This window comes from Sphingopyxis sp. GC21 (assembly GCF_025727575.1).
GTDB lineage: Bacteria > Pseudomonadota > Alphaproteobacteria > Sphingomonadales > Sphingomonadaceae > Sphingopyxis > Sphingopyxis terrae_A.
In genome coordinates this window covers 3,492,233-3,518,402 of sequence record NZ_CP095845.1, presented here as the reverse complement: position 1 = coordinate 3,518,402, position 26,170 = coordinate 3,492,233, and the positions used below count along the sequence as shown (strand labels likewise).

Annotated in this window: 18 protein-coding genes, 1 tRNA gene and 4 pseudogenes; 3 read left to right on the top strand and 20 right to left on the bottom strand. The window is 64.8% G+C overall.

Annotated elements, in window-relative coordinates; genetic code table 11:
* Positions 1-4: 4 nt before the first annotated feature.
* The 10 genes and pseudogenes from MU856_RS17015 to MU856_RS16970 all read right to left on the bottom strand — a co-directional run.
* Complete coding sequence (locus MU856_RS17015; protein ID WP_263588006.1) at positions 5-1,579, bottom strand: formate dehydrogenase beta subunit; 1,575 nt, start codon at positions 1,577-1,579, stop codon at positions 5-7.
* Positions 1,576-2,043, bottom strand: a complete 468-nt coding sequence (locus tag MU856_RS17010; protein WP_263588005.1) for an NAD(P)H-dependent oxidoreductase subunit E — start codon at positions 2,041-2,043, stop codon at positions 1,576-1,578. Before MU856_RS17010 ends, MU856_RS17015 begins: the two co-directional genes overlap by 4 nt.
* An 86-nt stretch (positions 2,044-2,129) precedes the next feature.
* Entirely contained in the window at positions 2,130-3,032 is a 903-nt protein-coding gene (locus tag MU856_RS17005; protein ID WP_263588992.1) for a LysR family transcriptional regulator, read from the bottom strand.
* A gap of 710 nt (positions 3,033-3,742) precedes the next feature.
* On the bottom strand, positions 3,743-4,720 hold the full coding sequence (locus MU856_RS17000) for an NmrA family NAD(P)-binding protein (RefSeq protein WP_263588004.1): 978 nt from the start codon (positions 4,718-4,720) through the stop codon (positions 3,743-3,745).
* A gap of 681 nt (positions 4,721-5,401) precedes the next feature.
* Entirely contained in the window at positions 5,402-6,829 is a 1,428-nt protein-coding gene (locus MU856_RS16995) for an aldehyde dehydrogenase family protein (protein WP_263588003.1), read from the bottom strand.
* Position 6,830: 1 nt separating this feature from the next.
* Positions 6,831-8,384: an AMP-binding protein gene (locus MU856_RS16990; RefSeq protein ID WP_263588002.1), complete on the bottom strand. Its 1,554-nt coding sequence runs from the start codon at positions 8,382-8,384 to the stop codon at positions 6,831-6,833.
* Positions 8,381-9,337 (bottom strand): NAD(P)-dependent alcohol dehydrogenase, encoded by a 957-nt coding sequence (locus MU856_RS16985; RefSeq protein WP_263588001.1) that lies wholly within the window; start codon positions 9,335-9,337, stop codon positions 8,381-8,383. The genes MU856_RS16990 and MU856_RS16985 overlap by 4 nt, the downstream gene beginning before the upstream one ends.
* 74 nt (positions 9,338-9,411) lie before the next feature.
* A pseudogene (locus MU856_RS16980) lies at positions 9,412-10,088 on the bottom strand (IS5 family transposase).
* Positions 10,089-10,157: 69 nt separating this feature from the next.
* The gene (locus MU856_RS16975) at positions 10,158-10,427 is read right to left on the bottom strand and encodes a hypothetical protein (protein ID WP_263588000.1); all 270 of its coding nucleotides are present in this window, start codon (positions 10,425-10,427) and stop codon (positions 10,158-10,160) included.
* A gap of 311 nt (positions 10,428-10,738) precedes the next feature.
* A pseudogene (locus MU856_RS16970) lies at positions 10,739-11,077 on the bottom strand (integrase core domain-containing protein); the annotation flags it as partial.
* Positions 11,078-11,230: 153 nt separating this feature from the next.
* Between MU856_RS16970 and MU856_RS16965 the strand changes: the two are divergent.
* Positions 11,231-12,527: pseudogene (locus MU856_RS16965) on the top strand (IS110 family transposase).
* 209 nt (positions 12,528-12,736) lie between these two features.
* Here MU856_RS16965 and MU856_RS16960 read toward each other — a convergent pair.
* Positions 12,737-13,569: pseudogene (locus MU856_RS16960) on the bottom strand (IS3 family transposase); the annotation flags it as partial.
* 83 nt (positions 13,570-13,652) lie between these two features.
* Between MU856_RS16960 and MU856_RS16955 the strand changes: the two are divergent.
* A complete protein-coding gene (locus tag MU856_RS16955; RefSeq protein WP_263587999.1) occupies positions 13,653-13,931 on the top strand; it encodes a hypothetical protein in 279 nt (92 codons plus the stop codon).
* A gap of 789 nt (positions 13,932-14,720) precedes the next feature.
* On the opposite strand, the gene MU856_RS16950 is transcribed toward MU856_RS16955, so the two are convergent.
* The 8 genes from MU856_RS16950 to MU856_RS16915 form a co-directional block, all read right to left on the bottom strand.
* On the bottom strand, positions 14,721-15,911 hold the full coding sequence (locus tag MU856_RS16950) for an IS91 family transposase (protein WP_263587998.1): 1,191 nt from the start codon (positions 15,909-15,911) through the stop codon (positions 14,721-14,723).
* A gap of 5 nt (positions 15,912-15,916) precedes the next feature.
* Positions 15,917-16,825: a tyrosine-type recombinase/integrase gene (locus MU856_RS16945; protein WP_263587997.1), complete on the bottom strand. Its 909-nt coding sequence runs from the start codon at positions 16,823-16,825 to the stop codon at positions 15,917-15,919.
* 166 nt (positions 16,826-16,991) lie between these two features.
* The gene (locus tag MU856_RS16940; protein ID WP_003047150.1) at positions 16,992-18,806 is read right to left on the bottom strand and encodes a site-specific integrase; all 1,815 of its coding nucleotides are present in this window, start codon (positions 18,804-18,806) and stop codon (positions 16,992-16,994) included.
* A gap of 88 nt (positions 18,807-18,894) precedes the next feature.
* Positions 18,895-18,970, bottom strand: a tRNA-Glu gene (locus MU856_RS16935).
* Positions 18,971-19,061: 91 nt separating this feature from the next.
* A complete protein-coding gene (recJ, locus tag MU856_RS16930; RefSeq protein WP_263587996.1) occupies positions 19,062-20,831 on the bottom strand; it encodes a single-stranded-DNA-specific exonuclease RecJ in 1,770 nt (589 codons plus the stop codon).
* Positions 20,828-22,369 (bottom strand): PH domain-containing protein, encoded by a 1,542-nt coding sequence (locus MU856_RS16925; protein ID WP_263587995.1) that lies wholly within the window; start codon positions 22,367-22,369, stop codon positions 20,828-20,830. Before MU856_RS16925 ends, recJ begins: the two co-directional genes overlap by 4 nt.
* Positions 22,366-22,896: a PH domain-containing protein gene (locus MU856_RS16920; protein ID WP_234180374.1), complete on the bottom strand. Its 531-nt coding sequence runs from the start codon at positions 22,894-22,896 to the stop codon at positions 22,366-22,368. The genes MU856_RS16925 and MU856_RS16920 overlap by 4 nt, the downstream gene beginning before the upstream one ends.
* 25 nt (positions 22,897-22,921) lie before the next feature.
* Positions 22,922-24,883 (bottom strand): alkyl/aryl-sulfatase, encoded by a 1,962-nt coding sequence (locus MU856_RS16915; RefSeq protein WP_263587994.1) that lies wholly within the window; start codon positions 24,881-24,883, stop codon positions 22,922-22,924.
* A 101-nt stretch (positions 24,884-24,984) separates the two neighbouring features.
* Between MU856_RS16915 and MU856_RS16910 the strand changes: the two genes are divergently transcribed.
* Positions 24,985-25,467 (top strand): flavodoxin family protein, encoded by a 483-nt coding sequence (locus tag MU856_RS16910; RefSeq protein ID WP_062903060.1) that lies wholly within the window; start codon positions 24,985-24,987, stop codon positions 25,465-25,467.
* A 26-nt stretch (positions 25,468-25,493) separates the two neighbouring features.
* On the opposite strand, the gene MU856_RS16905 is transcribed toward MU856_RS16910, so the two are convergent.
* Complete coding sequence (locus MU856_RS16905; RefSeq protein WP_062901332.1) at positions 25,494-26,129, bottom strand: glutathione S-transferase family protein; 636 nt, start codon at positions 26,127-26,129, stop codon at positions 25,494-25,496.
* Between the last annotated feature and the right edge of the window lie 41 nt (positions 26,130-26,170).

Below are 26,170 nucleotides of genomic sequence, written 5' to 3'. Positions count from 1 at the left end.
GTCGTTACTCCGCTGCTTCGAGAGCCGGCGCGGGCGCACCGAAATCTTCGGGAAAATGATCGAGCGCGCTCAACACCGGATAGGGAGTGAAACCGCCGAGCGCGCAGAGCGATCCATATTTCATCGTGTCGCAGAGGTCGCGGAGCAGCGTGGTTTGCGCCTCGACACTCACGTCGATGCGGTCGGGCGCGCGCGAATAGAGTGCCTTGCCGAGCGCGTCGTCGTTGGCGGCGGCACGAGCGGGTTCGGTTTCACGCGCGGCGATGATCCGGTCGACGATCTCGACCCCGCGCGTCGACCCGATCCGGCACGGAGTACATTTGCCGCAGCTTTCGGCGGCACAGAATTCCATCGCGAAGCGCGCCATATGCGCCATGTCGACGCTGTCGTCGAAGATGGTGATCCCGGCATGGCCGATCAGCCCGCCGGCTGCCGTGAAGGCTTCGTAATCGAAGGGCAGGTCGAACTTCGACGGCGGAAAATAGGCGCCCAATGGCCCGCCGACCTGCACCGCGCGCACCGGCCGGCCGCTTGCCGTGCCGCCGCCGATGTCGTTCACCAGTTCGCCGAGCGTGATGCCGAAGCCGATCTCGAACAGCCCGCCATGCTTCACATTGCCGGCAAGCTGGACCGGCATCGTCCCGCGCGAACGGCCGAAGCCGACGTGCGCATAGGCGTCCGCCCCTTCAGCGAGGATGAAGGGGACGGCGGCGAGGCTGAGCACATTGTTGATCACCGTCGGCTTGCCGAACAGCCCGGCGAGCGCTGGGAGCGGCGGCTTGGCGCGGACCTGTCCGCGCTTGCCCTCGATGCTGTCGAGCAGCGCGGTTTCCTCGCCGCACACATAGGCGCCGGCGCCGGCGCGGACTTCGAGCGTGAAGGGCGCGGTCCGGCCTGCGGACAGTGCGATGGCTTCGCGCATCGTAGCAATCGCGAACGGATATTCGCTGCGAATATAGATATAGCCGTGGCTCGCGCCGACGGCATGCGCGGCGATCGCCATGCCTTCGATCAGGCAAAAGGGATCGCCTTCCATCAGCATGCGGTCGGCGAAGGTGCCGCTGTCGCCCTCGTCGGCGTTGCACACGATATATTTGGGGCCGCCGGGAGCATCGAGCACCGTCTGCCACTTGATGCCGGTGGGGAAACCCGCGCCGCCGCGTCCGCGCAGGCCGCTCGCCGTCACCGCATCGACGACCGCTTGCGGCTCGGAGGAACGCGCGATGTCGAGGCCGATCCAGCCGCGGTGCGCGGCATAGTCGGCAAGGCTCAGCGGATCGACTATCCCGCAGCGCGCGAAGGTGAAGCGTTGCTGTGCGGCGAAGAAGGACAGGGCGGCGACATCGCCGATCCGGCTCGCGTGCGTTCCGTCCAGCACAGCGGCCACATCGCCGGGCGCAACCGGGCCAAAGCCGACACGGCCGCCGGCGGTTTCTACCTCGACCAGCGGCTCGATCGAAAACAGCCCGCGCGATCCGGTCCGGACGACTTCGCAGCCCGCATCGGCAAAGGCGCGCGCAACATCGTCGGCGCCGAGCGCCACCGACGCCATGTCGCGGCTGATGAAGACGCGCGTCATGCCGCGATCTCGGCGGCGATGCGGTCGAGCGCCGCCGCGTCGATCCGGGCCACGGGGCGACCGTCGACGAGCGCATTGGGGCCGATCGCGCACAGGCCGAGGCAATAGACGGGCTCGAGCGTGACCTGCCCGTCGCGGCGCGTCTCGCCCATCGCGACGCCCCATCGCGCACTGGCAGCGGCCTCGATCGCCGCCCCGCCGCGCGACTGGCAGCTTTCGGCGCGGCACAGTTTGACGATATGGCGTCCCGCGGGCTGGCGGCGATAATCGTGGTAGAAGGTCAGCACGCCATGGACATCGGCGCGGCTGAGGTTCAGCGCGGCAGCGATCGCCGGGACGAGCGCGTCATCGATATATCCTATCTCGTCCTGCAGTGCATGCAGCAGCGGCAGCAGCCGGTCGCGCCCGGCGCCCTCGTGGCAGACCCAGCCTTTGATCAGGGCCTTTGCTTCTTCCAATCCCATCAACGCCATCCTTTTCCGGGAAAGCAGTGGCGTGCAACGGCGGGCAGGTCAAATCGATCTGTCCGATGTTTGATAGGCAGTCTCTATCAATCGAGATGATAGCCCTCGGGCAGGCGCAGGTCGCGCGCGACGCCGAGCACGCTTTGCGCGAGCGGGCTCATCGGGGTGCGGTCGGAGACGATGACGCCGATGCGGTTCACTTCGCCGGTTTCAGGTAGCGGCGTGATCCGGGCCCAGTCGAGTCCCTGGAGCAGTAGCGCATGATTGTCGGGCATGATCGAGCAGAGATGCCCCTGCCGCACGATCGCGAGCAGCGCGATATAGCTGTCGGCAGTGACGATCGGGCGCAGCGCCAGCCCGAGCGCTGCGAGCCGCGCGTCGAGGATGCGGCGGTTCTGCATCCCTTGGTGCAGCAGGCACAGCGGCACGTCAGCGAGATCGCGCCAGTCGGGGCGTTCGGGAACCGCGATGCCGTCCTTCGCGCTCACCAATCGGCTGCGTTCGCTGTAGAGCGGCACGGCGAGCGCGTGCGCGGGGGGCTCGAAATCGAGATAGGTGATGCCCGCGTCGAGCTCGAACGCCGCGAGTTCGCGCTCGATCTGGCGCGAGGTGAGGGCCCGGACCTGAACATTGAGATCGGGAAAGCGCGCACGGATCGCCTCCACCAGATAGCCGGTTGCGGGCATCGACGCCGGAATCGCGCCGAGCCGGAGTTCGCCCTTCAGCGGCCCATGCGCCGTGCCCGCGACCTGTTCGAGTGCGTCGGCGGCGGCGATGAGCTGCCGCGCCCACGGCAGGATCGCTTCGCCCTCGGGTGTCAGTCCGGCATATTTGCGGTCGCGCACGATCAGCCTTTTGCCGAGCTGCGCTTCCAGCGTCACGATCCCCGCCGACAGCGTCGGCTGCGATACGTTGCAGCTTGCCGCGGCACGGCCGAAATGCCGTTCGCGATGGAGCGCGAGGAAATATTCGACAAGGCGCGTCTGCATCATAGCGCCATAGTCCCGCCGAAACGCGATTGCCATTGTTCCTGAATGGCGATTCCAGGCGCTCGATCGAACAGTCAATTCGATCGAGCGCTCGGCGACGCACCGCGACGTGGCGCGCGGGCGACCAGCTTCGCGCTATCTCATGGGCTCGGCCGCGAACATCGAGCGCGTCGCATTCGCGTCGCTCCCTTTCCGTCGGAGCGCCCGCACCTACTGATGCGGCGGGCGTCCCAATGGGCAGCGGGCGCTGGCTCGGACCATTGTTCGTGCGGCGCGCCTTCCTGCGGCGCAGGGTGTGCCGCGGCGATGGACGGCGAGGCTCGTGCGGCTCGCAGTCGTTTGGAAGGCCCCAAATCGCCTTGTATCGCTCGGCGCTGTCCAGCTGCGGCACGCATAGCAATCCGCCAGCGTCGGGCGTGTCGTCAACTTCGAATAGGCCGCCCTGCCGCTCGACAGGTGAGAGTGAATGGCAGTCATGCCGTGCAGACGGGCGGCCTTCGTTTTCACGCGCCGTTGGAATCGGCTATTCGGCACACCCACCGTCTCGGGCAATTCAATCTCCATGAAGGGCGCGCGCTGATAAAATTCTTTAGAAGCGAAGGCTTGAACCAGGCGAGCCAGTCCCTGACGGCTAGCTCCCTCTTAAGCTTTTGGGAGTCGACGGGCTTGGTTGTGGTCAGTATTTCCGATGGCTCGAGTCGGTCGCATTCCTATGCGTCAGGCAACACGGCGGCGTTGAGCACCATGTCGCGATGCTCGACCAGCCATTCCAGCAAGGTGGTCGGTTTACGACCGATGGTGCGTTCGACGAAATCGTTGCGAGCCCAGACCACCTCGTTGTCTTGCTCGTACTGCATATAATCCCAGAGATGTTGGCAAAGCGGCCCGAGATGCGAATAGGTGGCAAAGAAGGCTTCCTTGGAGCCATCGTACGCGATCGGCTCATTCCATGTTTCGCTCATCAACTTCGCCACTTCGTGGTAGCGCATCAGATCGTGACCATTATTCATCGTGTGGACATGGCCGATGTGGCGGTGGTTGTCGGAAAGAAACAGGCACGCGGCCACTTCGGCGATATCGCGGGGATCAATCCAAGGGACGAGGTGTTCGGGCCAGATGAGCTTGCGTTGCCGCCGAAGACTATCGCCTAGGCCAAGCCGTATGAAGTTATCCATAAATGTGGCGCCGCAGTTGAGGAAGGTAACCGGAAGACCGCTTTCATCCAGAATTTGTCGAGCCCAGACGTGCTGGATTTCGATACCGTCGCCGCTCAGTCGCATCGCGCGCGGCACGCGATTTAGGCTCTCGTCGGGGTGCAGGCCCGTGATGCGCAGCATATGAATTAGACTGCCCGACGCTTTGACGGCAGCGATAAGGTTGGTCATGCAGGCGCGCTCGTCCAGGCCGCCTGGCGTGACGACGAATATCCCCTCCATGCCCTCTACGGCTTTGACCAAAGTGGACAAGTCCGTGTAATCGGCGAGCACCACTTCGGCAGCGGGATATTTGAGACGCAGGCCTTTGGCCTTATCTGCGTTGCGAGTGGCCAGTCTCAGGCGAATTGACGGCGCGTCGCGCGTGAGGAACGCCGCAAGCGGATCTCCTATATGATCTGCCGCTCCGAAGATGAGAATGCTCTTTGGGATCGGCTTGCGATTGTAGTTCCTGCTCCCGGACATCCCGTTCATCGATTGCTCCTGCTTCCTACCCTGCCATACAAAGCCTCAGAGGGGCTTTCGTCCTCTGGCGCGTCACGCTCGCTGTTCAGCGCCGGCCAGACTTAAATCCCATAAGACGAAAGGCGTTTTTTGCGAGCCGGCCTATACATCGTAGCGGTCAGGCAGAGGACGGCGGCGCTCGACAGGGCGCAGGTGGCAGCGAGGGCGAGACCGGCGTTTTCTATACCTCCGAGCAGCCTTTGTGCCATCATCATTCCGATCGTCATCGCGAACATCATGGCGGCGAAGCCGATCAGGGCGCGGCCTGCCCATTGCATAAGAGCCAAGGGCGTGCGGAGCGAGGACCAGCACATGGGAGCCGGCCGACAGCAGGCAACCGAGGCTATCAGCATCCCCATGCAAGTCATCGGCATAATCAGCATATGGTATCCGACAAGCTGAGTGACCGACGGGGCGCCGCATGCTGCTTGCATCGCTAGCATGGCGCGTGCGCCGTCAAGCCACAGGCCGACTGCGCTGGCGGTGAAACAGGCACCCATATCCAGGCAGTGTCTGCCCACACCAACACGCCCCCCCGAACAGGTTGTTGGCGACGCGGCAATCCGCCCGTCTGTTCGCTTGGCGGTCACAAGCGGGGCCATCAAACGTGCCGCTGGAGCAGCCGGGGGATCAGTCTGCAATGCCGCCGTGTCATTCCGCTCTGCTCAGTACGATGGTCTGCGCATTGGTATATTCGGCTAGGCCCTCAAGCGCGTTCTCGATGCCAATGCCAGATTGCTTGTGGCCGCCAAAGGCGACGTGCGGCGAAAAGCTGTGGATCTCGTTAATCCAGACAGTCCCAGCCTCGATCCGCTCCGCGATCGCGCGCGCCTGCTCGACGTCGCGCGACCAGACCGATGCCGCAAGCCCATATTCGGTGTCGTTCGCCCGCGCGATGACATCGTCGAGGTCGCGGAACTTCAACAGCGGCAACACCGGCCCGAACGCCTCCTCTACAACGACGCGGCTGTTTTCGGGGGGATTGTCGATGATGGTAATGGGAACGAAATATCCCTTGCCTGCCGGAATCTCTCCGCCCAACCGGAACTTCAGTCCCTGCTCCCGGGCATCGGCGAGCAAATTCTTGAGCTTTTCGAACTGCATCTTGTTCTGGATTGGGCCGAGTTCGACGCCTTGCTCGGATCCGTCACCGACCTGCACGGTGCGTGCATAGCTCACAAGTTCCTCGGCGAAGCTGTCATAGATATCCTCGTGCACGTAGAGCCGCTTGGCCGCGACGCAGAACTGCGCACTGTTCTGGAAGGCGCCCCAGAAAAGCTGCTTTGCCGTTTCCTTCACATCGACATCGGGCATGACTATGGCAGGATCGTTGCCCCCGAGTTCGAGCGTAATACGCTTGAGATTGCCGGACGCCGATTCCATGATCTTGCGGCCGGTGGCGGTAGATCCGGTGAAGCTGATCTTGTTGACGTCGGGATGCTGGACGAGCCATGCCCCAGGTTCGTTACCGCCCGAGACGATATTGAGTACGCCGGGAGGCAGGAGCTCGCGGGCGAGTTCGCCGAACTTAAGCGTGCACAACGGCGTATAGGGCGAAGGCTTGAGCACCATGGTGTTCCCGGCGACGAGTGCGGGCGCGATTTTCCAGATCGCTAGCAGCAGGGGGAAATTCCACGGCGTGATCGCGCCCACCACGCCGACGGGTACCCGCCGCGTCTCGACGGTCCGCGTCTCGCTCTTTTCAGCTACGTGAAGTTCTAGCTGCTGCTTTGCGATCTCGTCGCACCAGATCGCGGAACCGCCGATCTCCCACTCGGCGCCCTGGCGGGCCTTACCTTGTTCGAGCGTGAGCAGCCGCATAAAGTCCTCCGCATGATCGCGGATGATCTGGCCCAGCCGCGCGACCATCGCCTGCCTCTCGGCGAGCGGCCGGGCGGACCACGGCCCGAACGCGGCCTTGGCAGCGGCCACCGCCGCATCGAGATCGGCCCGGCTGGCGTCTGGAACGCTCGCGATGACCTCCTCGGTCGCCGGGTTGATTGCGTCAAAACGGCGGTCGGAATCCACCGCGCGCCCATTGATCGTCATCGTGTAATCGGAAAATAGATCGACAGCCATTTCAGGACTCCTCGTTTAGATCGGTCGGTGCCTCGCGCAGGGCGCGTCGCATGATCTTGCCCGTGCTGGTCTTCGGAAGGTCGTCGACAAAGGCGAAGGCCCTCGGCACCTTGTAGGCGGCCAGGCGTTCGCGGCAGTGCTGCCGCAAGGTCTCGGCATCGCAGGAGGCGCCGGGGCGAAGCACAACGAAGGCCTTGGCCAGCTCACCCTTCTCGGCGTCGGGCAGGGATGCGACCGCCACCATCGACACGGCTGGGTGGGCCGCGATCACCTGCTCGAGCTCGGCGGGGTAGATATTATATCCCCCCGTGATGATCATGTCCTTGCGCCGATCTACGATCGAGAGATAGCCGTCCGTTTGCCGCACGGCTATGTCCCCGGTCGCGAGCCAGCCCCGCGGATCGATGCTCGCGGCCGTGGCCTCGGGATTGTTCCAGTAGCCCAAAGTGACGAGCGGCCCGCGAACGCAGAGTTCGCCCGGGGCGCCGTCTGCCACATCGCGCGCAGGATCATCGAGGTCAGCGATGCGGACGTCGAGGCCAGGGAAGGGCAGGCCGATCGATCCATAGCGCGTCGGCCAATAAGGCGAATGCGAGGTGGCGGGGCCGGACAGCTCCGTCATACCCCACAGTTCGAGAACCGGGCAGTCGAAACGCCGCGCCACTTCCTCGAGACTGGCTATCGGCATCGTCTGCCCGCCTGCCGTGCAGCAACGAAGGGAGGAGAAGTCCGTCCTTTCGATCGCCGGATCCGCCAACATCTGGTAGTACATCGTCGGCACGCCCTCGAAGAGGGTAATCGCTTCTCGTCCAATAGCCGTGAGGGCCTGCCCGGCATCGAACCGGGCCATGGCAATGACATGCAAGCCGGCGACGAAAGCCGTGTTGACCACGACGTTACCGTAAACATGGGGGAACGGCAGTGCCGTCAGGACCCTATCTGCCGCGCTGCGGACGTGGATCGTGGCGGTGGTCGCAATGCTGTCGAACACCGCCCGGTGCGACTGCATCGCTCCCTTGGGCCGGCCCGTCGTGCCCGAGGTGTAGCCGATCGTGAACAGGTCCTCGGGGCGCGCTGCCACTGGCGGCAACCACTCTCCATCGAGGATTGCCGATGCTGGAATGCCATCGCTACCTAGCGCGTCCCCGTGCACGATCCACAGAGGTCCGTCCGCTCCGGCGTTCGCCCTCGTCTGGGGCATTTGCATGGCTTCGGCTGTCAGGATAACCGCGCGCGCGCCGCAGTCCGCAACGATGTAGGCGACCTCGTCTGCTGACAGCAGGATGTTCGCCGGCACGAAAACGGCACCCATCCGTGCAATCGCATGATAGGCGATGAGCCAGTCAGGGCTGTTGGGCAGATATACCACCACCCGGTCTCCCGGGCGGATGCCGGCGTGCGCCAATCCTCCGGCGTAGCGGCCGGCGCGCGCGTCGATGTCGGCGAAGGTGAGCGTCTCGCTGCCCAGCATGGTCAAGGCCGGCCGCTCTCCAAAACGCTGCGCGGCGTCGTATGCGAGCGAGGCCATCGTCGCCATGGTTGCCATCTTCGTCATTGCTCCGGCAGCAGAATGGCTTTGAGCACCTCTCCCCGTTCCGATGCCTGAGCCGCTTCCTCGATCCGCGAAAGCGGAAAACGCGTGACAAGCCTGTCGAAGGGGAAGCGGCCCTGCCGCCACAGCTCGACAAGTTGCGGAATGAAGATATCGGGAATGCTATCGCCTTCGATGATCCCACGAACGCTTCGCCCGAACAGGATGGCGTTCATGTCGAGGGTGAACTCAGTACCGATTGGCGCGACACCGATCGTGCCGCATACGCCGGTCAAGCGCAGGGCATCGACTGCCTGCCGCACCACCTGGGGAAGGCCAGTGCACTCGAGCGAATATTGCACGCCTTCGCCACCGGTGAGGGCGCGGATCGCGTCCCCGGTGCCTTCTCCCGCCTGCACTGCATCGGTCGCGCCGAGCTCCTTCGCCAGATCGAGCCGCTTCTGGTTAAGATCGACCGCGATGATGGTCGCGCAGCCGACCACGCGCGCCGCCATGATTGCCGCGAGGCCGACCGATCCTGCGCCGAACACGGCGATGCTCGTGCCGGCGCCCGGCTTCAAAGCATTGATGACCGCGCCCGCGCCGGTCTGGATGCCGCAGCCAAGCGGCCCCATCAGCTCGATTGGGACGTCCTTGCGGATCTTGATCACATTGCGCTCATTCGCCAGCGCATGATCGCCGAACGAGGATTGCGCGAAGAAATAGCCACTCAACCGTTCGCCATTCGTGCCGCAACAAGGGCTTGAACCGTCCGGCCGCGCTCCCGAGAAGTTGCGTCCGTACAGATCGGGGCAATACCCACCGAGCCCGCGTCGGCAATTCTCGCATTGGCCGCAGCTGGCGAAGCTCATTACGACATGATCGCCGGGTGCCACTTTGGTCACGGAGCTCCCGACTTCAACGACGATGCCGGAGCCCCCATGGCCTAGGCTGCGTTGACAAAAGACTTCAGCCATAGTCGGACGGCGGCGAGGTTGAGGAAGCTCTCAAAGGAGAGGACGGATTTGTCGTACCGGGTGGCGATGCGGCATTACTGCTTCAGCTTGCCGAACATGCGCTCGATGCGGTTGCGATCCTTGTAGCGCCGATAGTCGGGATGCTCGGGCGCCTTGCGGTTTGATCGTGGCGGGATGATCGGCAGAATGCCTTGGATCAGCAGGCTTTCGCGGAAGCGATCGCCATCATAGCCCTTATCGGCGAGCAGCGCCTTGGGCTTGGCGACCGGGATTTGCATCAGTGGCTCGGCGGCGGTGTAATCCGATGCTTCGCCGCCGGTCAGGAGGAAGCCAAGAGGGCGTCCCTGATTGTCCGAGCGGGCGTGGATCTTGCACGTAAAGCCGCCGCGTGATCGACCAAAAGCGTTCGCAGCATCCCCCCTTTTCCGCCCACGGCCGAGACATGGCCGCGAACCGTGGTGCTGTCGATCATGTGCTGCCAGTCGTCGGTGGGCCCCAGATCGACCAGCGTTTGCAGAAGCCCATCCCAGACCCCCTGTTCGGCCCAGCGCAGGAACCGGACATAGACGGAGTTCCACTTGCCATAGCGCTCGTGCATGTCGCGCCAGGGACAGCCGACCCGCAAAACATGAAGCATCCCGTTCAGGAACCGCCGATTATCGCCCGCCGGACGCGCCCAGCGCCCCCGCTCAGACGGCAACAGCGGCCCGATCAGCGCCCATTCCGCATCCGACAAATCTCCGCGATCCATGACTGCTCCTCAAAAAGAAGCTCTGAATCAGAAGTCAGGCTAAATGGGAATCCCTTTTGTCAACGCGGCCTAGTCGGACAGGCTTTCGTCCTCGATCGCGGCGGTGATCATCCGATCCCAGATATCGGCGTCGCCAACCGCAAGCATGCGGCCGCTCGGTTCGCGCAAGCCCCGCAACACGGCAAGCGCCGCCGGTGCATAATCGGGCCACAGGTCGTCGACCGCGCGGCCCGCCGACGCCAGCTCGCCCTCGGCGTTGCGGCTCAGCGCATGCCCTGCGAGCACGCGCGCGACCCGCTCGACGGGCGCGGTACGGGCGGCATCATAATCGGCGGTCATGGGGCGTCTCCTTCGCATCGCGAACGCGCAGGCGCCGTGCGGGTTGCCGATTGACAGGCCGCGCCGGTGCGCCATGATCGCAGGCGTGTGCAATCTCTACACCAACAAGAGCACGGTCCAGGAGATGGCGAAGCTGTTCGGGACGCCAGCGACCTACCGCTTCAACGCCCCCGCCGACGTCTATCCGCAATATCCCGGCATCGTCGTGCGCGATGATAAGGGGCAACGTATCCTGCAGCAGATGATCTGGGGGTTCCCGCGCCACTCGACCAACAAGTTACCGGCCCCCACCGAGTGGTCCGCTGGGATTGTTAGTGCATTGACGCGTCCATCGCCAGTGTTGGCCGCAGGTGGAGCGAAGCGGAACCGGCGGGCGACACTGGCGATGGAACGGCCTCCGGCGCCGGTGGTCGATATCCCAGCGAGCTGTGCGGCCGGACGGTGTTGTAATGCCGCCGCCAAGCCTCGATCAGGATCCGGGCCTCCGCGAGCGAGTAGAAGATCTCGCCGTTGAGCAGCTCATCGCGCAGGGATCCGTTGAAGCTTTCACAATAGCCATTCTCCCATGGCGATCCGGGCGTGATATACAGCGTCTTCACGCCGATCTGGGCGAGCCATTGCTGCACCGCCGTCGCGATAAACTCGGGGCCGTAGCACATTGGGAAGCTGCCTATTGGAGGGCCGCAATGCCTTGATGAGGACAAGGGCGCGTAGCGCCCGCCGGCTTCATCAAGGCAGTCATGACCTGCCAGCAGGTCTCTAAAGAGAAGTTGTCGACACAACCCTTTGGAGGCTGACCGATCATGACCAAGCTGTATTCTACGCCACCCGACGCCGTCCTGGTAGCCATCGATATGTCGAAGCACCGCCAGGAGGTTCTCCTCGAACGACCGGAGGGTGGCCGCCGACGCCGTATGACCGTCATGGCAACGAAGGCGGACTATGACCGGCTGGCGGACGATCTGACGACCATCGGTAGGCCCGTGATCGTCGGCTTTGAAGCAACCGGCAACTATCACCGCACGTTGGCGCATCGATTGCTGTCCGCCGGGTGCGAACTGCGCCTGATTTCGTCGGTCGCCTTGGCCCGGACACGCGAAGCGCTGCACAATGGCTGGGACAAGAATGATTCCAAGGACGCGCAAGTCATCCTGCACATGCTGAAGGTCGGCGCGACCCAGCGCTATGTCGATCCGCTGGCGGCAGGGATCAACGATCTGCAGGAGATGTCGAAGACGCATGAAGCCATATCGAAGGCGAAGACCCAGACCTGGCATCGGATCCTCACGCATTATCTGCCACTGTATTTTCCGGAGATCGAGCGTTTCGCCGGCAACAGCCGGTCCGACTGGTTCCTGGCGTTGATCGAACGCTTCCCGACGCCGGGCAGCATCACCTCGATCGGACGCGAGGCGTTCACCGAACAGGCCTGGCCGCTGATCGGTCGCAAGGTCTCCAAGGCCCGGGTGGTCAACGATATTTACGAGACCGCCTGTGCATCGATCGCGCTGCCGATCGACGAAGATTCCACGGCGGTCGCCATGTTCCGCATGGTCATCGCCCAGGCACGCACCCTGATTCAGCAGCGTAACGAGATCGAGCGGATCGCCCATGACGCGCTGGCGACGAACAGCGATTATCAGCTCCTGCGCATGATCCCCGGTATCGGTCCGATCAACGCCCTGACGATCCTGGCCGAGGCCGGCGATCTGCGCCGGTTCAGCCACCATCGCCAGTTCCTCAAGTTCTGCGGCCTCGACCTCGCTACCTACCAGTCAGGGATATTTCGGGGGCGGACGAAGCTATCAAAGTACGGCAATGCCCGGCTGCGACGCACCTTCTGGATGGCAACGCAGGTCGCGATCCGACAACCCAACAACAGCTTCCGTGACAAGCTCTCCCGCTATGTCGATGGCCATGCCGACGACCCCGATCGCCGCCGCAAGGCGATGACCGCTCTCACCGCCAAGATGGCGCGCGTCGTGCACGCCGTCATCAAGACGGGAACCGAGTACCGCCCGTTCGTCGAACGGGCGGACACCAGATGGAAGGACCCCTCTCTGCTGTGCCGTGAGGGCGCTACGGCGACCCTGTAGATAATGTTCGGGCCTTCCATCTGGCATGCGTATCTCATCTTAAGGACGGTGAGGACCACGATCCCGATGATCGATGGATCCTATGTTTGCTATGGCCGAGAGCGCCTTCCTTGACGATGGAAGCCATCTGGATCATAAAATCATCAGCGCCGATCACATTCGGCGCAACGAGATCTGCTGGCCTGTTCCCGCCGCTGCTTCCCAACATAGGACGTTGTCCGACCGGATATGCGCCGGCGGCCCACGCGTGACGAACAGCTCGGCCAGTGCCGCGAGCACGTCGTCGCTCTTGAGCTTACGCGCCACCGGCAACGCCAGGCACTCCCGGCTCGCCTCGTCGATGATCGACAGGATCCGGTATTTGCGACCATCGTGGGTCCGCCCTTCGACGAAGTCGTAGGACCAGACATGGCCGGGATATTCCGGCCGAAGCCGGATGCACGATCCGTCGTTCAGCCACAGACGCCCGCGCTTCGGCTGCCTTTGTGGCACCTTCAGCCCTTCGCGGCGCCAGATACGCTCAACCCGCTTGCGGTTCACATGCCACCCTGCATCGCGCAGCAACGCCGTCACCCGGCGATAGCCATAACGACCATATTGCCGCGCCAATGCGATGATATCCTCAGTGAGGGCCGCTTCGTCATCCGCCCCGCGTGGCGCCTTGCGCTGCGTCGATCGGTGCTGCCCGAGCACGCGGCACAGCCGCCGCTCGGACACCGGCATCATCATTCTGATGTGGTCGATACAGCGCCTGCGGCGTGCGGGGCTCAGAAGTTTCCCCGGGCAGCCTCCTGCAGGATCAGCTTGTCCAGCGTCAGGTCCGAGATCGCACGACGAAGCCGCGCATTCTCCTTCTCCAGATCCTTCATCCGACGCGCCTGATCGGTCTTCAGGCCGCCATATTCCTTGCGCCACCGATAATAGGTCTGCTCGCTGATCGCGATCCGACGACACGCCTCGGCGGTCGTAGCGCCCTGCGCAAGCACAACCTCCGCCTCACGTAGCTTGCCGATAATCTCTTCCGGGCGATGCTTCTTGCTCGGCATTCTATATCTCCTTCGTCGTCCAAAATATCATCAATTTTGGACCACTCAGAAGGGGGCAGATCAGTAAGGTCGAGGGTGATGTCATGGTCCACGAACTGGCCGAAAAATATATGCCCGACGGGGACACTCGTGGTCTTTTTCGCGGGGCCGGTCGATTTCATCGGGCCGTCTTTGTCGGCGATCGCGGCGAGGTCGCGCGGGTCGATATAGAGCGGCGGGGCGTGGGGGAACATGCGGCCGAACCGGTCACTGCGGTTGACGCTGTGAGTGCACAAATAATGGAGGCCGGTGAAATTTTTGAGTCCGTGATGCGTGGGCATGACTTCTCCTTCCCCCACAGAAAGGTCCTGCGGGCAGTATGAGCGGTTGGGACTTTGGCAGGCGCGCCAGTGCACTAAGCCCGCGCGACTTGGCGGCGGGACGGCACCATGCAGCATGATCTTTTTGGCAAACCCTGACGAAGACGCTAGGCTCTGGCCGCGCGGCCCGATAGCATCAAAGCGCCATAGACTGGCGCGTTCGTCGCGCGGTGTGCACAACTTGGCAGGTAAAGGCGGGGTTAGGGACGAGGGCACCAATAGCGCCGCGTTCTAAGGAGATTCGATGATGCGTGGGATTGTGGCGGCATAGACGGCCGCCGGAAGAGGGTAATTGCGCCCGCTTCTATGCCGACCACCGCATCAAGCTGCGGACCACCCAGCTCGAAGCGGTAGTTTTTTGGCATTGTGGGGCCCTCGGCATCTTTAGGGCAGCAGCAAAAATCTCACGCGAGTAAAAATGTCGTATCGTTTCTCTTTAACCATGAACGGCTGCTTTCCCACCCACGCTAATCGCAAGCGGCCTTTCTGCTGCCGTTGAGAGTTTCGGACGCCGCCAGGCGTCGGAAAGTCTTCGATGCCCGAACCGCGGTGGTCATGGTGCGAGCTATGGGGAAAGCTGTTTTGCGCTGATGTTGGGATAGCCAGGCGCTGCCCAAAAGCAGACGTGCGCGATATCGGACCGTCTGGATATGGGTCGCAAAAGCGGACATGCAAAAGCAGACGGGCTGATTTTGGTGGTGTGATGTCTGCTTTTGGGCAGCGTCGGCTTGAGCGGGTCCGCTTCCAGGCGCGGGTGTGCGCTGGATCGTGTCGGTGCCAGGCCGTGCCGGGTCACGGCGCAGGTGCCCCGGATGAGACCGCAAGCTGGGGCGGCGCGCGGGGCTGGTAGCGGCGCTCGAAGACCTCGATGATGATCATGGTACCGCCGCAGCACGGGCAGGTTGGCCCGGGCCCTGCATCGACGACGGGCTCGTCGGTCGGCGGAGGTGCGACATCGAGCAGGCGGCGGGCGCGTTCGAGATGATCCTTGCGGTGTGCGCTGGCGAGAAGGCCATAGTGGCGGATGCGGTGGAACCCGCGCGGCAGGGCGTGGAGAAGAAAGCGGCGGATGAACTCGTCGGCGGCGAGGGTCATGACCTGCTGCCGTCCGGCGCCGGCCTTGCGGTAATCCTTGTAGCGGAAGGTGACGCCTTCCTCGTCGAACCGGAGGAGCCGACTGTTCGATATGGCGACCCGGTGGGTGTAGCGGGAGAGATAAGCGAGCACCGCCTCAGGGCCAGCGAACGGCGGCTTGGCGTAGACGACCCAGCGCTTCTTCCTGACGGGTGAGAGGTGCCGCAGGAACGCGCGCCGCTCGGCAAGCTGCGACATGGTGCCGAAGAAGGCGAGCTGCCCGCGGTCATGGAGGGCGCGCAGCCGGGTGAGGAAAAGCCGGCGGAAGAGCGCGCCGAGCACGCGAACCGGGAGCAGGAAGGCGGGGCGTGCCGATATCCAGCGCGTTCCATCGCGCGATAGGCCGCCGCCGGGTACGATCATGTGGATGTGGGGATGGTGGGTCAGCGCCGAGCCCCAGGTGTGGAGGACGGCGGTGATGCCGATCCGGGCGCCGAGGTGCTTCGGGTCGGCGGCGATGGTCAGCATCGTATCGGCGGCGGCCTTGAACAGCAGATCGTAGACCAGCGCCTTGTTGTGGAAGGCGATGGCGGCGACCTCGGCAGGCAGGGTGAACACGACATGGAAGTAACCGACCGGGAGCAGGTCGGCCTCGCGCGCTTCGAGCCAGCTGCGCGCGGCGGCGCCCTGGCACCTGGGGCAGTGCCGGTTGCGGCAGCTGTTATAGGCGATCCGCCAGTGCCCGCAGTCGGTACAGGCCTCGACATGACCACCGAGCGCGGCGGTGCGGCAATGCTCGATCGCCGACATGATCTTGAGCTGGTGCAGGCTGAGATGCCCGGCATGGGCGGCGCGGTAGGTTGGCCCGGCAGCGCGGAAGACGTCGGCGACCTCGAGTGAGGCGCGCATCGGCCTCAGCCGTCGGGCGCTTCCTCGCTGGGCGATGCGAGCGCGAGCCTGTCGAGCGGACTGACGATCGACCGCACCGTCTTGGTCGCCACCTGGGTGTAAAAGGCGGTGGTGCCCAGCTTGGCGTGACCGAGCAGCGCCTGGATGACGCGGATATCGACACCGTCCTCAAGCAGGTGGGTGGCGAAGCTGTGGCGCAGGGTATGCGGTCCGACGCGCTTGTCGATGTCCGCCGCCTCCGCGGCTTCGACGACGACGCGGTAGAGCTGCCGCGTGCTGATCGGCGCCGCGGCGCTCTGTCCGGGAAAGAGCCAGCCGTCGGGGACAAGGATGCCCTGTTGCCGCCCAGCGCGCCACCAGTCGCGCAGGAGCAGGAGCAGGCCTTCGGGAAGCATGGCGTTGCGGTAGCGCCCGCCTTTGCCGCGCTCGATCCGAAGCAGCATGCGCTTGCTGTCGATATCGCTGACCTTGAGCGCCGACACCTCGGCGACGCGTAGGCCCGCGCCATAGGCGACCGACAGCGCAGCCTGGTGCTTGAGGCTGCGGGTCGCATCGAGCAGGCGCTTTACCTCGGCCATCGTCAGCACGACCGGGATCTTGCGTACCTGCCTGGTGCGGACGAGCTTGCGCGCGAGGTCGGGGCGGTCGAGCGTGTGCGTGAAGAAGAACCTCAGCGCGCCGACGATGCTGTTCATGGTCGGCGCCGGGACGCCCGCCTGCTGCTGCTCGATCTGGAACCGCCGAATGTCCTCGGCGCCTGCGGTGTGTGGCGAGCGTCCGAGCCAGGTCGCGAACCGCCCCACATCGCGAAGATAATTACGCTGCGTCTCCTTCGAGAAGCGGCGCATGGTCATGTCGTCGATCAGGCGCTGGCGCAGCGGGCTGATCGGGCCAATCTGGATAAGCTCGTTCATCGTTCGACTCCTCAGGTGAAGGAGTCGAGAGGGTCCACCTGCGGCAGCCCACGTTCAATCAGGTGCGGCGCTCGCTCGGCCGCTTTACATCGAGGCTAGCACCAATCCGCGGAGCGGTTCGTGCAACGGCCAGCTCAGGCCGAATAGCAGCCGGGCAGCGGTTCGCTTATTTGGCAGCAACATTAATCGGATCCCAATCGATGAAAAGAAACCGAACTCGCTTTAGATGGGCTGCAAGATTGCCGATCGCCCGTCCCAAACCGTAGCCTCCGCCAACATCTGCGGGCGAATGCCCCATAAGCTGGTCGTGCACGTCCTTGGGAATGTTGGCGTCGCGGCAGAGATCCTTGAAGCTGTGTCGGAAACTATAAAACACGAGGCGGGGGTCGTCGCCGACGGCATTGTCGATCAGGCGGTTGGCGCGGCGGCTCGCCTCCTTGGTCTTTACGCCCAGTGAATCGGCCTCGAGGTCAGGAAAAAGCCGTACTGCTCCGCTTGACCGCATCCGTTGGACGTAGTCGAGAAATCCGAGCGCTATCAGTTTGGGATGGAGCGGTATCACGCGAATAGAACCGTCGGTCTTCACCCGTTTGCGCTCGTCAATCTCGTCCATGACGTAGTCCGTGACGTCGATATAAGGGATCCCTTGCTCGGACTTGATGTCCGCGAGCAATATCTGACCAAGTTCCTCAATTCGAGCGCCCGTGCAAAGCCCGAGCAGGAACAACCAGCGCAGCGTCGAATCGGAGACCTTTGACTTGCTCAGAGGGTGAGACCAAGCCGCAGTGAACAGCTTGGCCGCAAATAGCTGAGCGAGTTCGTCCTTGGTAAATGGGCGCCGCGTGCTCTTTTTTGTGTATCCTTCGACTTTGATACCGGCGCCGGTGTTCGCAGGGATGAAGCGCTCCTGGAAAGCGAACCCGAGGAGGGCTTGGACCGCGCCGAGATATTTTTTGATCGATTGCGGGGATATGCGGTCTACGCCCGATCTGTCCGCATAGAGCGCATGAATGTCGACAAACTCCATCATGCGATGCACTCGCGGCATACTTTTTGGCAGCACCGCTATCGCGTCACGAAATTCGAACAGATCGTTGGGCGTGATTTCGCCGATGCCGACATCGCCGATATAGCTTTTGAAATAGCGTACGGCCGTTTTCGTCGCGGCCTGCGCCTTCGGCGTCGGCTTGCGCGCCGCGATCCACTTCGCCTCGAGGGCGTCGAGCTTCATGTCCGGTTGGAGCCGGCTCGAATTTGCGCGGCGCCGGGCCGAGGGGAGTACGGGAACTTGTTCGCGGACTTGCGGCGAACCCAGCGCATCGGCCAGTGCATCGGCGAGCGGTTCGTCGATCCCGCGATTCGCCTCCTCGGGTAGTTTTAGTTCACGCTTTATTTTCGCGACGGCGAAGCTGAGCAGGGGGCGCCAACGGCGGTGCGGTACCCGTTTCTGAAAACTGAACCACAGATCGCCAAGGTCGCGATGGACCGAAGCATGGTGAGCCTCGATCCGAGCGAGTGTTTCGGGAGAAAACTCATCGTCGGCGTCGCTTCCCGCCAACCTCTTGCGATAAGCGATCCATTCGGTTGGACTCATGTCTTGTGCGGTGGCCCGATGGTCTCCCGATTGGTCCGCGACGGCGTCGTCGAGCTCCTTGAGCAAGAAGGCGACATCCATACCGCCGCTCGCAAACCCGGTAGTGGACCTGGCGGTGAGGAGGCGGTCAACCAAGACACGCGCCTCGTCGGAAGTGAAGGATCTTGGAGCGTCGTTTGCGAGCGCGTCGCGAAATTGTTCGCACTTCTGCTCATATTCACCATTGGCAATCGCCAGCTTGCGTTCGGCATGGCGCTGATCGGCGGTGCCGAGGCTTACCTTGTAAAGTTGGCCGCAAGCGAAGGCGCTTTGCAACGGCAGCGGGATACGGCGGCGAAGATAAAAAATGCCGCTGCGTGGATCGCGCCAGAGTCCCTTCGGATTCATGATCGTTCGTCCTTTGTGTACTCATTTGGTGTACCCACCGAGTCACTAACGAACAGAAAACCGAGACTTCTGCGCCTTTCCGGCGATTTGGTGACCCCTACGGGACTCGAACCCGTGTTTTCGCCGTGAAAGGGCGACGTCCTAGACCGCTAGACGAAGGGGCCGTCGTTCGGTGAAGCGGCGCCTTAGACGGGCCCGTCGGTGCGGTCAAGCCGTGGTGGCGGCGCGTGCGCAAAAATATTGCGCCGCGCGGTTTCATTCTGCCCAGGCGGCGTCCTCGAGATGGAGTTCAGCGGCAGGGCGGCTGCCCCAATCGTCGCGCTTTGCGCGCCCCGCCAGCCACAGCTTGCGCACACCGCGCGCATGGAGCAGCGTCTGGCCCAGTTCGGTTTGGGCGCTGCGAAAAGCGATCGCCTTGAACCGCGCACCATCGTCGCCGGCGACGATCAGCCGCAGATGGTCAGTGCCGACTACCCCCGATTCGACGATTCGCACCGGCCCCGTGGCAACGCGCGGCGCGGGCCAGCCGGCGCCGTAGGGACCGGCGCTCTCGATCGCTTCGCACCACAAGGGATTGATCCCGCGCGGCGCGAGCACCGCGTCAATCAGCAGCGACCTGTCGCCGCTCGCCCGCTCGACATCGGCGGCCAGCCGCTCGTTCAGAAAGGCGCCGAGCGCATCGACCCGCGCGCGCTCGACCGTCAGCCCCGCGGCCATCGCATGTCCGCCGCCCGCGACGAGCAGCCCCGTCTCCTTGGCGGCCAGAATAGCGGCGCCCAGATCGACGCCCGAGATCGAGCGCCCCGATCCCTTGCCGACGCCATCCTCGTCGAACGCGATGACGATCGCCGGGCGGTGCAGCTTCTCCTTGAGCCGCCCCGCGACGATACCGATGACGCCGGGATGCCAGCCGTCGCCCGCGACGATCGCCACCGGCGCGTTGGCGGTCGCGCCGCTCGCCTCGATCGCGGCGTCGAGCACCGCCGCCTCGATCGCGCGGCGCTCCTCGTTGAGCCGGCACAGCTCCTGCGCGATGTCCGCGGCTTCCTGCGGGTCGCCGGTGGTCAGCAGCCGGACGCCGAGGTCGGATTTGCCGACGCGCCCGCCGGCGTTGATGCGCGGCCCCAACGCAAAGCCCATGTCGCTCGCCGTCGGGGGCTTGGTCAGCCGCGCCGCGTCCATCAGCGCCGCCATGCCGATATTGCCGCGCCGCGCCATCACCTTCAGCCCCTGCGTGACGAGCGCACGGTTGAAACCGGTGAGCCGCGCGACATCAGCGACGGTGCCGAGCGCGACGAGGTCGAGCAGCTCGATCAGCTGCGGTTCGGGGCGGCTGCCGAAGAAACCGCGCGCGCGCAGCGTACGGAGCAGCGCCGCGCCGAGCAGGAAGGCGACGCCGACCGCGGCAAGATTGCCGTGCGCGGCCGCATCGGGCGCTTCGTCGAGGCGGTTGGGATTCACCACGGCAAAAGCCTGCGGCAGCGTGGTCGCGCATTGGTGATGGTCGACGACGATCACCTCGACCCCCGCGGCCTTCGCCTCGGCGATCGCGTCGAACGCCTGCGCACCGCAATCGACGGTGACGACGAGCCGCGACCCCGCCGCGCCGATGCGCACCAGCGCGGCACCCGAGGGGCCATAGCCTTCCATCAGCCGGTCGGGGATATAAGCGCCCACCGGCACATCGAGCGCGCGAAGCAGGCGGACGAGCAGCGCCGCCGATGTCGCGCCATCGACGTCATAATCGCCGAAGATGGTTACCCCCTCGCGCGCCTCGACCGCATCGGCGAGCCGCGCCGCGGCGGCATCCATGTCGCGGAACAGCGAGGGGTCGGGCATGAAACCGCGCAGGGTCGGAACGCGCTGGCGGTCGAGGTCGTCGCGCGCGACGCCGCGCGCGAGCAGCAATTGGGTGACGAGATCGTCGGGTGCAAGGCTTTCGCCGCCCATTTCGGCGCTGGTGCGGCGCCAATGCCACGGCTGGCCGAGGATCGAGCGAGTGATACCGAGGGCGGCCGTAGTCATGCCGCCGTTCCTGCCTGGAGGATGCGTGCGCGTAAATCCCGCGCGGCGGCGAGCGGGATGGCGGGGATTTCATGCGCGCCGAGCGCGCTGCCGCCGGGCACGCCGAAAACGAGGGTTGCAAGGCCGAGCGGGCGGAGGAGGAAATCGGTCTTGATATCGACGCTCTGCACCGACGCGTGCGGCAGCAGCGTCGTCTTCGGCTTCCACCAGCCGCGGCGAATCACCACCATCTCGCCAAGGTCGGTCCACAGATGAAAGCGCGTCGCGAACAGCGCCCCGGCCGCGAGCAGGGGAGCAGCGATCAGGCCGAGCCAGCCGACCGCATTGCCCAGAATCAGCGCGATGGTTCCGCCGGTCGCCGCCGCGACCGCGCCGATCACCGGACCGATGGCGATGATGCGGTGGCTGTGTTGCCACGTCTCGCCGGGGCCGGGGCGCGGCATCGCAACCTCGGCGAGCACCCGGTCGATTTCGGCGAGTCGGCCGAAGGGGACGACCTGATGGTCGGGTTCCTTCGCACCGTCGCTCGCCAGGCTTTGCAGGCGCAGTTCGTGCCAGCCGAAGCGCTGTCGCAGCCAGCCGGTGACAAGGATCGCCGCCTGCACGCGCTTGACCGGCATCGCCACGTCGGTGCGCGTCGTCAGCCCACGCGTGCGGCGCAGCGCACGCGGTTCGCGCACGAGACGAAAGCCCCAGTTGGCGAAGACCATCATCGCGATCCCGCTCGCAAAGCCGATGACGAGCAGCGACAGGAGCGCGCCGATACCGGCGACCCAGCGATGCGCGAGCACCCAATTGTCGAGGCCATAGCCTTCGGCCAGATCGACCCAGTCGACGGGGTTGAAGACGTTGAAATCGAACGGCAGCAGATTGTCAAACAGCTGCATCGACGCGCCGACAACCGCGAGCGCGGCGAGCGAGAAGTTGAACAGGCCCGCGACGAGCAGCCGGCGCGGATCCATTGCGAAGAGCAGCCGGTCCTCCGCGGCATCGCAGCCGCCTTCGATTGCGACGCCCGAGGGATCGGCAACCTGTATGTCGGCGGCATCGCTGCGCCAGGCGCGGATCGCGCCGCGCAGCGCCTGCGCTTCGTCGAACCCGATGGCATCGAGATCGCCGTCGCCTTCCTTGCCGCCGCCCGCGCCGGTTTCGAAATCGACCTTGGCGATGCCCAGCGCGCGCGCGATCAGCCCCTGTTCGATGCTGACGTCCTGGATGCGGTCGAAGGGGATGGTGCGGTGCTGGTGCGCGAACACGCCGCTTTCGATCACCACCGCATCATCGGTCACGGCATAGCGGAAGCGCAGCCAGGCAGCGATCGCGACGAGCAGCGACAACAGCAGAAAGGCGAGCAGCGCGGGAACGACATAGGCCCATTTGCCCGCAAAGCCGATCGCCGCCAGCGCGGGCAGAAAATTGAGCGAACGCGGGCCGAGCTTGACGATCGCCAGCGCCAGCGTCGCCGGGTGCAGGCGCTGCCAGTCGGGTTCGACATCGGCCGCCCGCGCGGGCGCCGCGGCAGGTTCGCCCTCGCTCATGCGAAGTCGGTCTGGATGTGGTGGCGGATCGTCTCGCGCATCGCGGCGGCGAGATCGGACCGCAGGCCAGGCAGCGTCACCGTGCTGTTGTGCGTCCCCGAGGTATGGACGACAAGGTGCGACAGGCCGAACCATCGCTCGATCGGCCCCTGCCCGACGTCGATGTGCTGGACGCGCACGAAGGGGACGATGGTGTCGGTGCGGAACATCCAGCCGCGCGCGACGCGCAATTGCCCCGTGCCGATGTGATAGCCCCACCGCTGCATCCGGCGCGACGGCAGCATGACGATGACGAGGAGCGCGATCAGCCAGGCCAGCGCGGTGAGCAGGCCGAACGGGCCGCCAATGCTGCGGATCAGCAGCGCGTCGGCGACGCTCGCGCCGATCGCCAGCGGGACGGCGTTGAGCGCCGCGGCGATACGCAGAACGTGGCGATAGGCGGGATCGACCGGGTCGAGCCCCTCCACCGCGTTGAGCGCATCGGGTGCGAAAGGGTCGATGGGCGGCGCGGCGTCGGTATCGGTCATTGCCCTTCGTTAAGCGCAGCGCCCCCTATGGCACAACAATATTGAAGCGCGGGTCGGCGGGCGGGTGCATCGCGAACCACGACAGAAAGGCCATGCGGTCGCCCTCGATGCGGATCGCGCCCGATTGCATGAGCGCCGGAAACTGCGCCTGGCCGAGCATCACATCGTCGAGCGTGCTGCGATCGAGCGTGATCGTCGCGGTCGGCGCGGCGTCGGTGACGCCATAGCGCGGGAATTCGACCCCGCCCTCGACGACGACCGCGACGCTTTCCTTGCTGTCGGGCATCACGAACTGGAACACGCCCTTCTGCGCCGCGCCCTTCACCGCGTCGAAGCGGGTAGCAAGCGAATCGAAGAAGACCGCGGTCGGGATCGCGCTGATGAACGACCGGCTCTGGCCGTTGCTGGTGCCGCCAGCGACCGCATTGCCGCGCAGCGTTGCGGCGGCGGCGAGATAATAGTTGCGCCACGCCCCCGATTCGGCCTGATAACCCAGCTGGTCATAGGCCGAGGCGAGCGCCGCGCGCGCCGCCTGATTGTCGGGCGCCGCGAAGACGAGCTTGTTCAGCATTTCGGCCGCCCAGCGATAATCGCCCTTGGCGATGGCGTCCTTGCCCGCTGCGAGCAGCTTGTCGGGGCCGCCCGCAAGTGCGACATATTTGGGCGCGCTCTCTTCGGGCGGCAGTGGGTTGAAATTGGCCGGATTGCCGTCCCACCAGCCGAAATAGCGCTGATAGGTCGCCTTCATGTCGTGATTGAGGGTGCCATAATAGCCGCGCGTCGAAAAATCGCTTCCCTGCACCGCCGCTTCGGGGGTCTGGTCGGCCAGCTCATGCAGCGTCGCGCCCCGGTTGGCGAGAAACAGGGTACGATCGTGGACGTAGCGATAGGCGTCGCGCTGGTTCGTGAGCAGCGTGCGGACCTCGCCCGCGCCCCATGTCGGCCAATGGTGCGATCCCATCGCAACCTCGGCGCTGCCGCCCCATTTGAGCAGCATCGCGTCGATCACCTTCGACCAGCGCAGCGCGTCGCGGACCTGCGCGCCGCGCATCGTCAGCACATTGTGCAGATTGTGGGTCACCACCTCGGTCGTGTGGAGCGCCTTGTAGGCGGGGATGTAAAAGACGAACTCGGCTGGCGCCTCGGTGCCGCCGGCGTCCATGAAGTCGAAAAGGAGGCCGTCGATGGTCAGCGTCGTCCCGCGCGCGGACACGGTTTCGGTCGGCTCCATATAGCCGATCGTCCCAGACGAAAGCTTGGGGCCGAGCCCGGTATCGACCTGTCCCGTCGGCCCGGGCGCGAGGATCGCCCCGAACATATAGAGCGCGCGGCGCCCCATCGCCGGGCCGGCAAGGACATTTTCCGACGTCGCCTCTTCGGAAAAGCCGTGCGGTGCGATGATGCGGATCTTGTCCTTCTTCACCTGTTCGGGGGTCACAATGCCGCCAACGCCGCCGAAATGATCGCTGTGGCTGTGGCTGAAGATGACGGCGCGGATCGGCAGCACGCCCGTCTTTGCCTCGACCGTGTCGGCGAACAGCTTCCACCCCGCCGCTGCGGTTTCCTCGGACAGCAGGGGATCGACCACGATCCACCCGGTCTTGCCACGAATGATCGTCATCACCGACAGGTCATAGCCGCGCAATTGCCAGATCTTGTCCGGCACAACCTCGAACAGCCCGTGCACCGCATTGAGCCGCGCCTGCCGCCACAGCGACGGGTTGACCGTGTCGGGGGCCTTCGCCCTGTTCAGAAAGTCATAGGGTCGGCGATCCCAGACGATCCGGCCATCCTTGCCCCTGATGACGCCGTCGGGAATCTCGGCGATCTTGCCGCGCAGCACATTCGCCTCGTCGCGCGGGTCGTCGAGCGGCAGGCGCTGCGCGAGTTCGGCCTGCGCGGCGCGGGTCGCCTCGCTGGCCGCATCCTGCGCGGCCGCGCCGCTCGCCCACAGCATGATCGGAATCAGACAGATCGCACGCTTCATCGCATCCTCCCCTTTTGGTCCTGCTTGCGCCTTGTGGCATGGCTTGGCAAGCGGCCGCCCGGCGGTGCGGGCTTCGCGCGATGCTAAAGGATCTTGCGGCGATGAAATGCAAATTGCTTATCATTTGGCACAGCCGCACCGGCGGCAGCGCCGCGCTCGCCGAGGCGGCGGCGGCAGGTGCCGGCGACGCAGCGCGCCGCGTCGCGGCGGACGATGTGACGCCAGAGATGATTAAAGCGGCGGCGGGCTATCTGTTCGTCGGCCCCGAAAATCTCGCGGCGCTGTCGGGCGCAATGAAGGAGATGTTCGACCGCTGCTACTATCCCTGTCTCGGCCGGATCGAGGGACGCCCCTATGCGACGATCATCTGCGCCGGCTCCGACGGCGAAAACGCCCAGCGCCAGCTCGATCGCATCGCGACCGGCTGGCGCCTGCGGCGTGTCGCCGACCCGGTCATCGTCAACACCGATGCCCAGACGCCCGAGGCGATCCTCGCCCCCAAGACGATTGCGGCGGACCGTCTCGCCGAAGCGCGCGATCTGGGCGCGGCGCTGGCGGAAGGGCTGACGGCAGGAATTTTCTAGGCCCACAACCCTGGGGCCGGATGCCGTCAGGCCGGGCTCGCCGCCTGCATCTCGGCGATCAGCCCGTTGTCGATTTCCTTGGCCCGCCGGTATCCCGCGCGCTCGCGCAGCGGCGCGACATAGGCTTCGAAGGCGGGGCGCGTCGGGATCGTCCCGAATTGCAGACCCCAGTCGAGCTGGCTGCCGACATAGACGTCGGCGGCGCTGAAGCGCCCCTCCGCAACGAAGGCCTTGCCCGCCACCGCCGTTTCGAGCGCGTCGAGCGCCTTTTCGAACGAGCCGTATCCCACCATTCGCTGCTGCTCGGCGCTCGGCACCCAGCCGGCGTGGGTGTTAGTCACCGCGGTTTCGAGCGGCCCGGCGGCAAAGAACAGCCAGCGGTAATAGTCGGCGCGCGCCTCCAGCGGCGGCGCGAGCCCCGCATCGGGAAAAGCATCGGCGAGATAGGCGCAGATCGCGGCGCATTCGGTGACGACCTTGCCCCGGTGGACGATCGCGGGCACCTTGCCCATCGGGTTGATCGCCAGATAGTCGGCGCCCTTCATGCTGTCGTCATAGCCCAGGATTTGCGTCTGATAGGGCGCACCGACCTCTTCGAGCATCCAGCGGACGATCTGTCCGCGCGACATGGGGTTGGTATAGAAAATCAGATCGTCGGCCACGGTTGCTCTCCCTTGCTGCGAGTCGCAAAGAACATATCAGG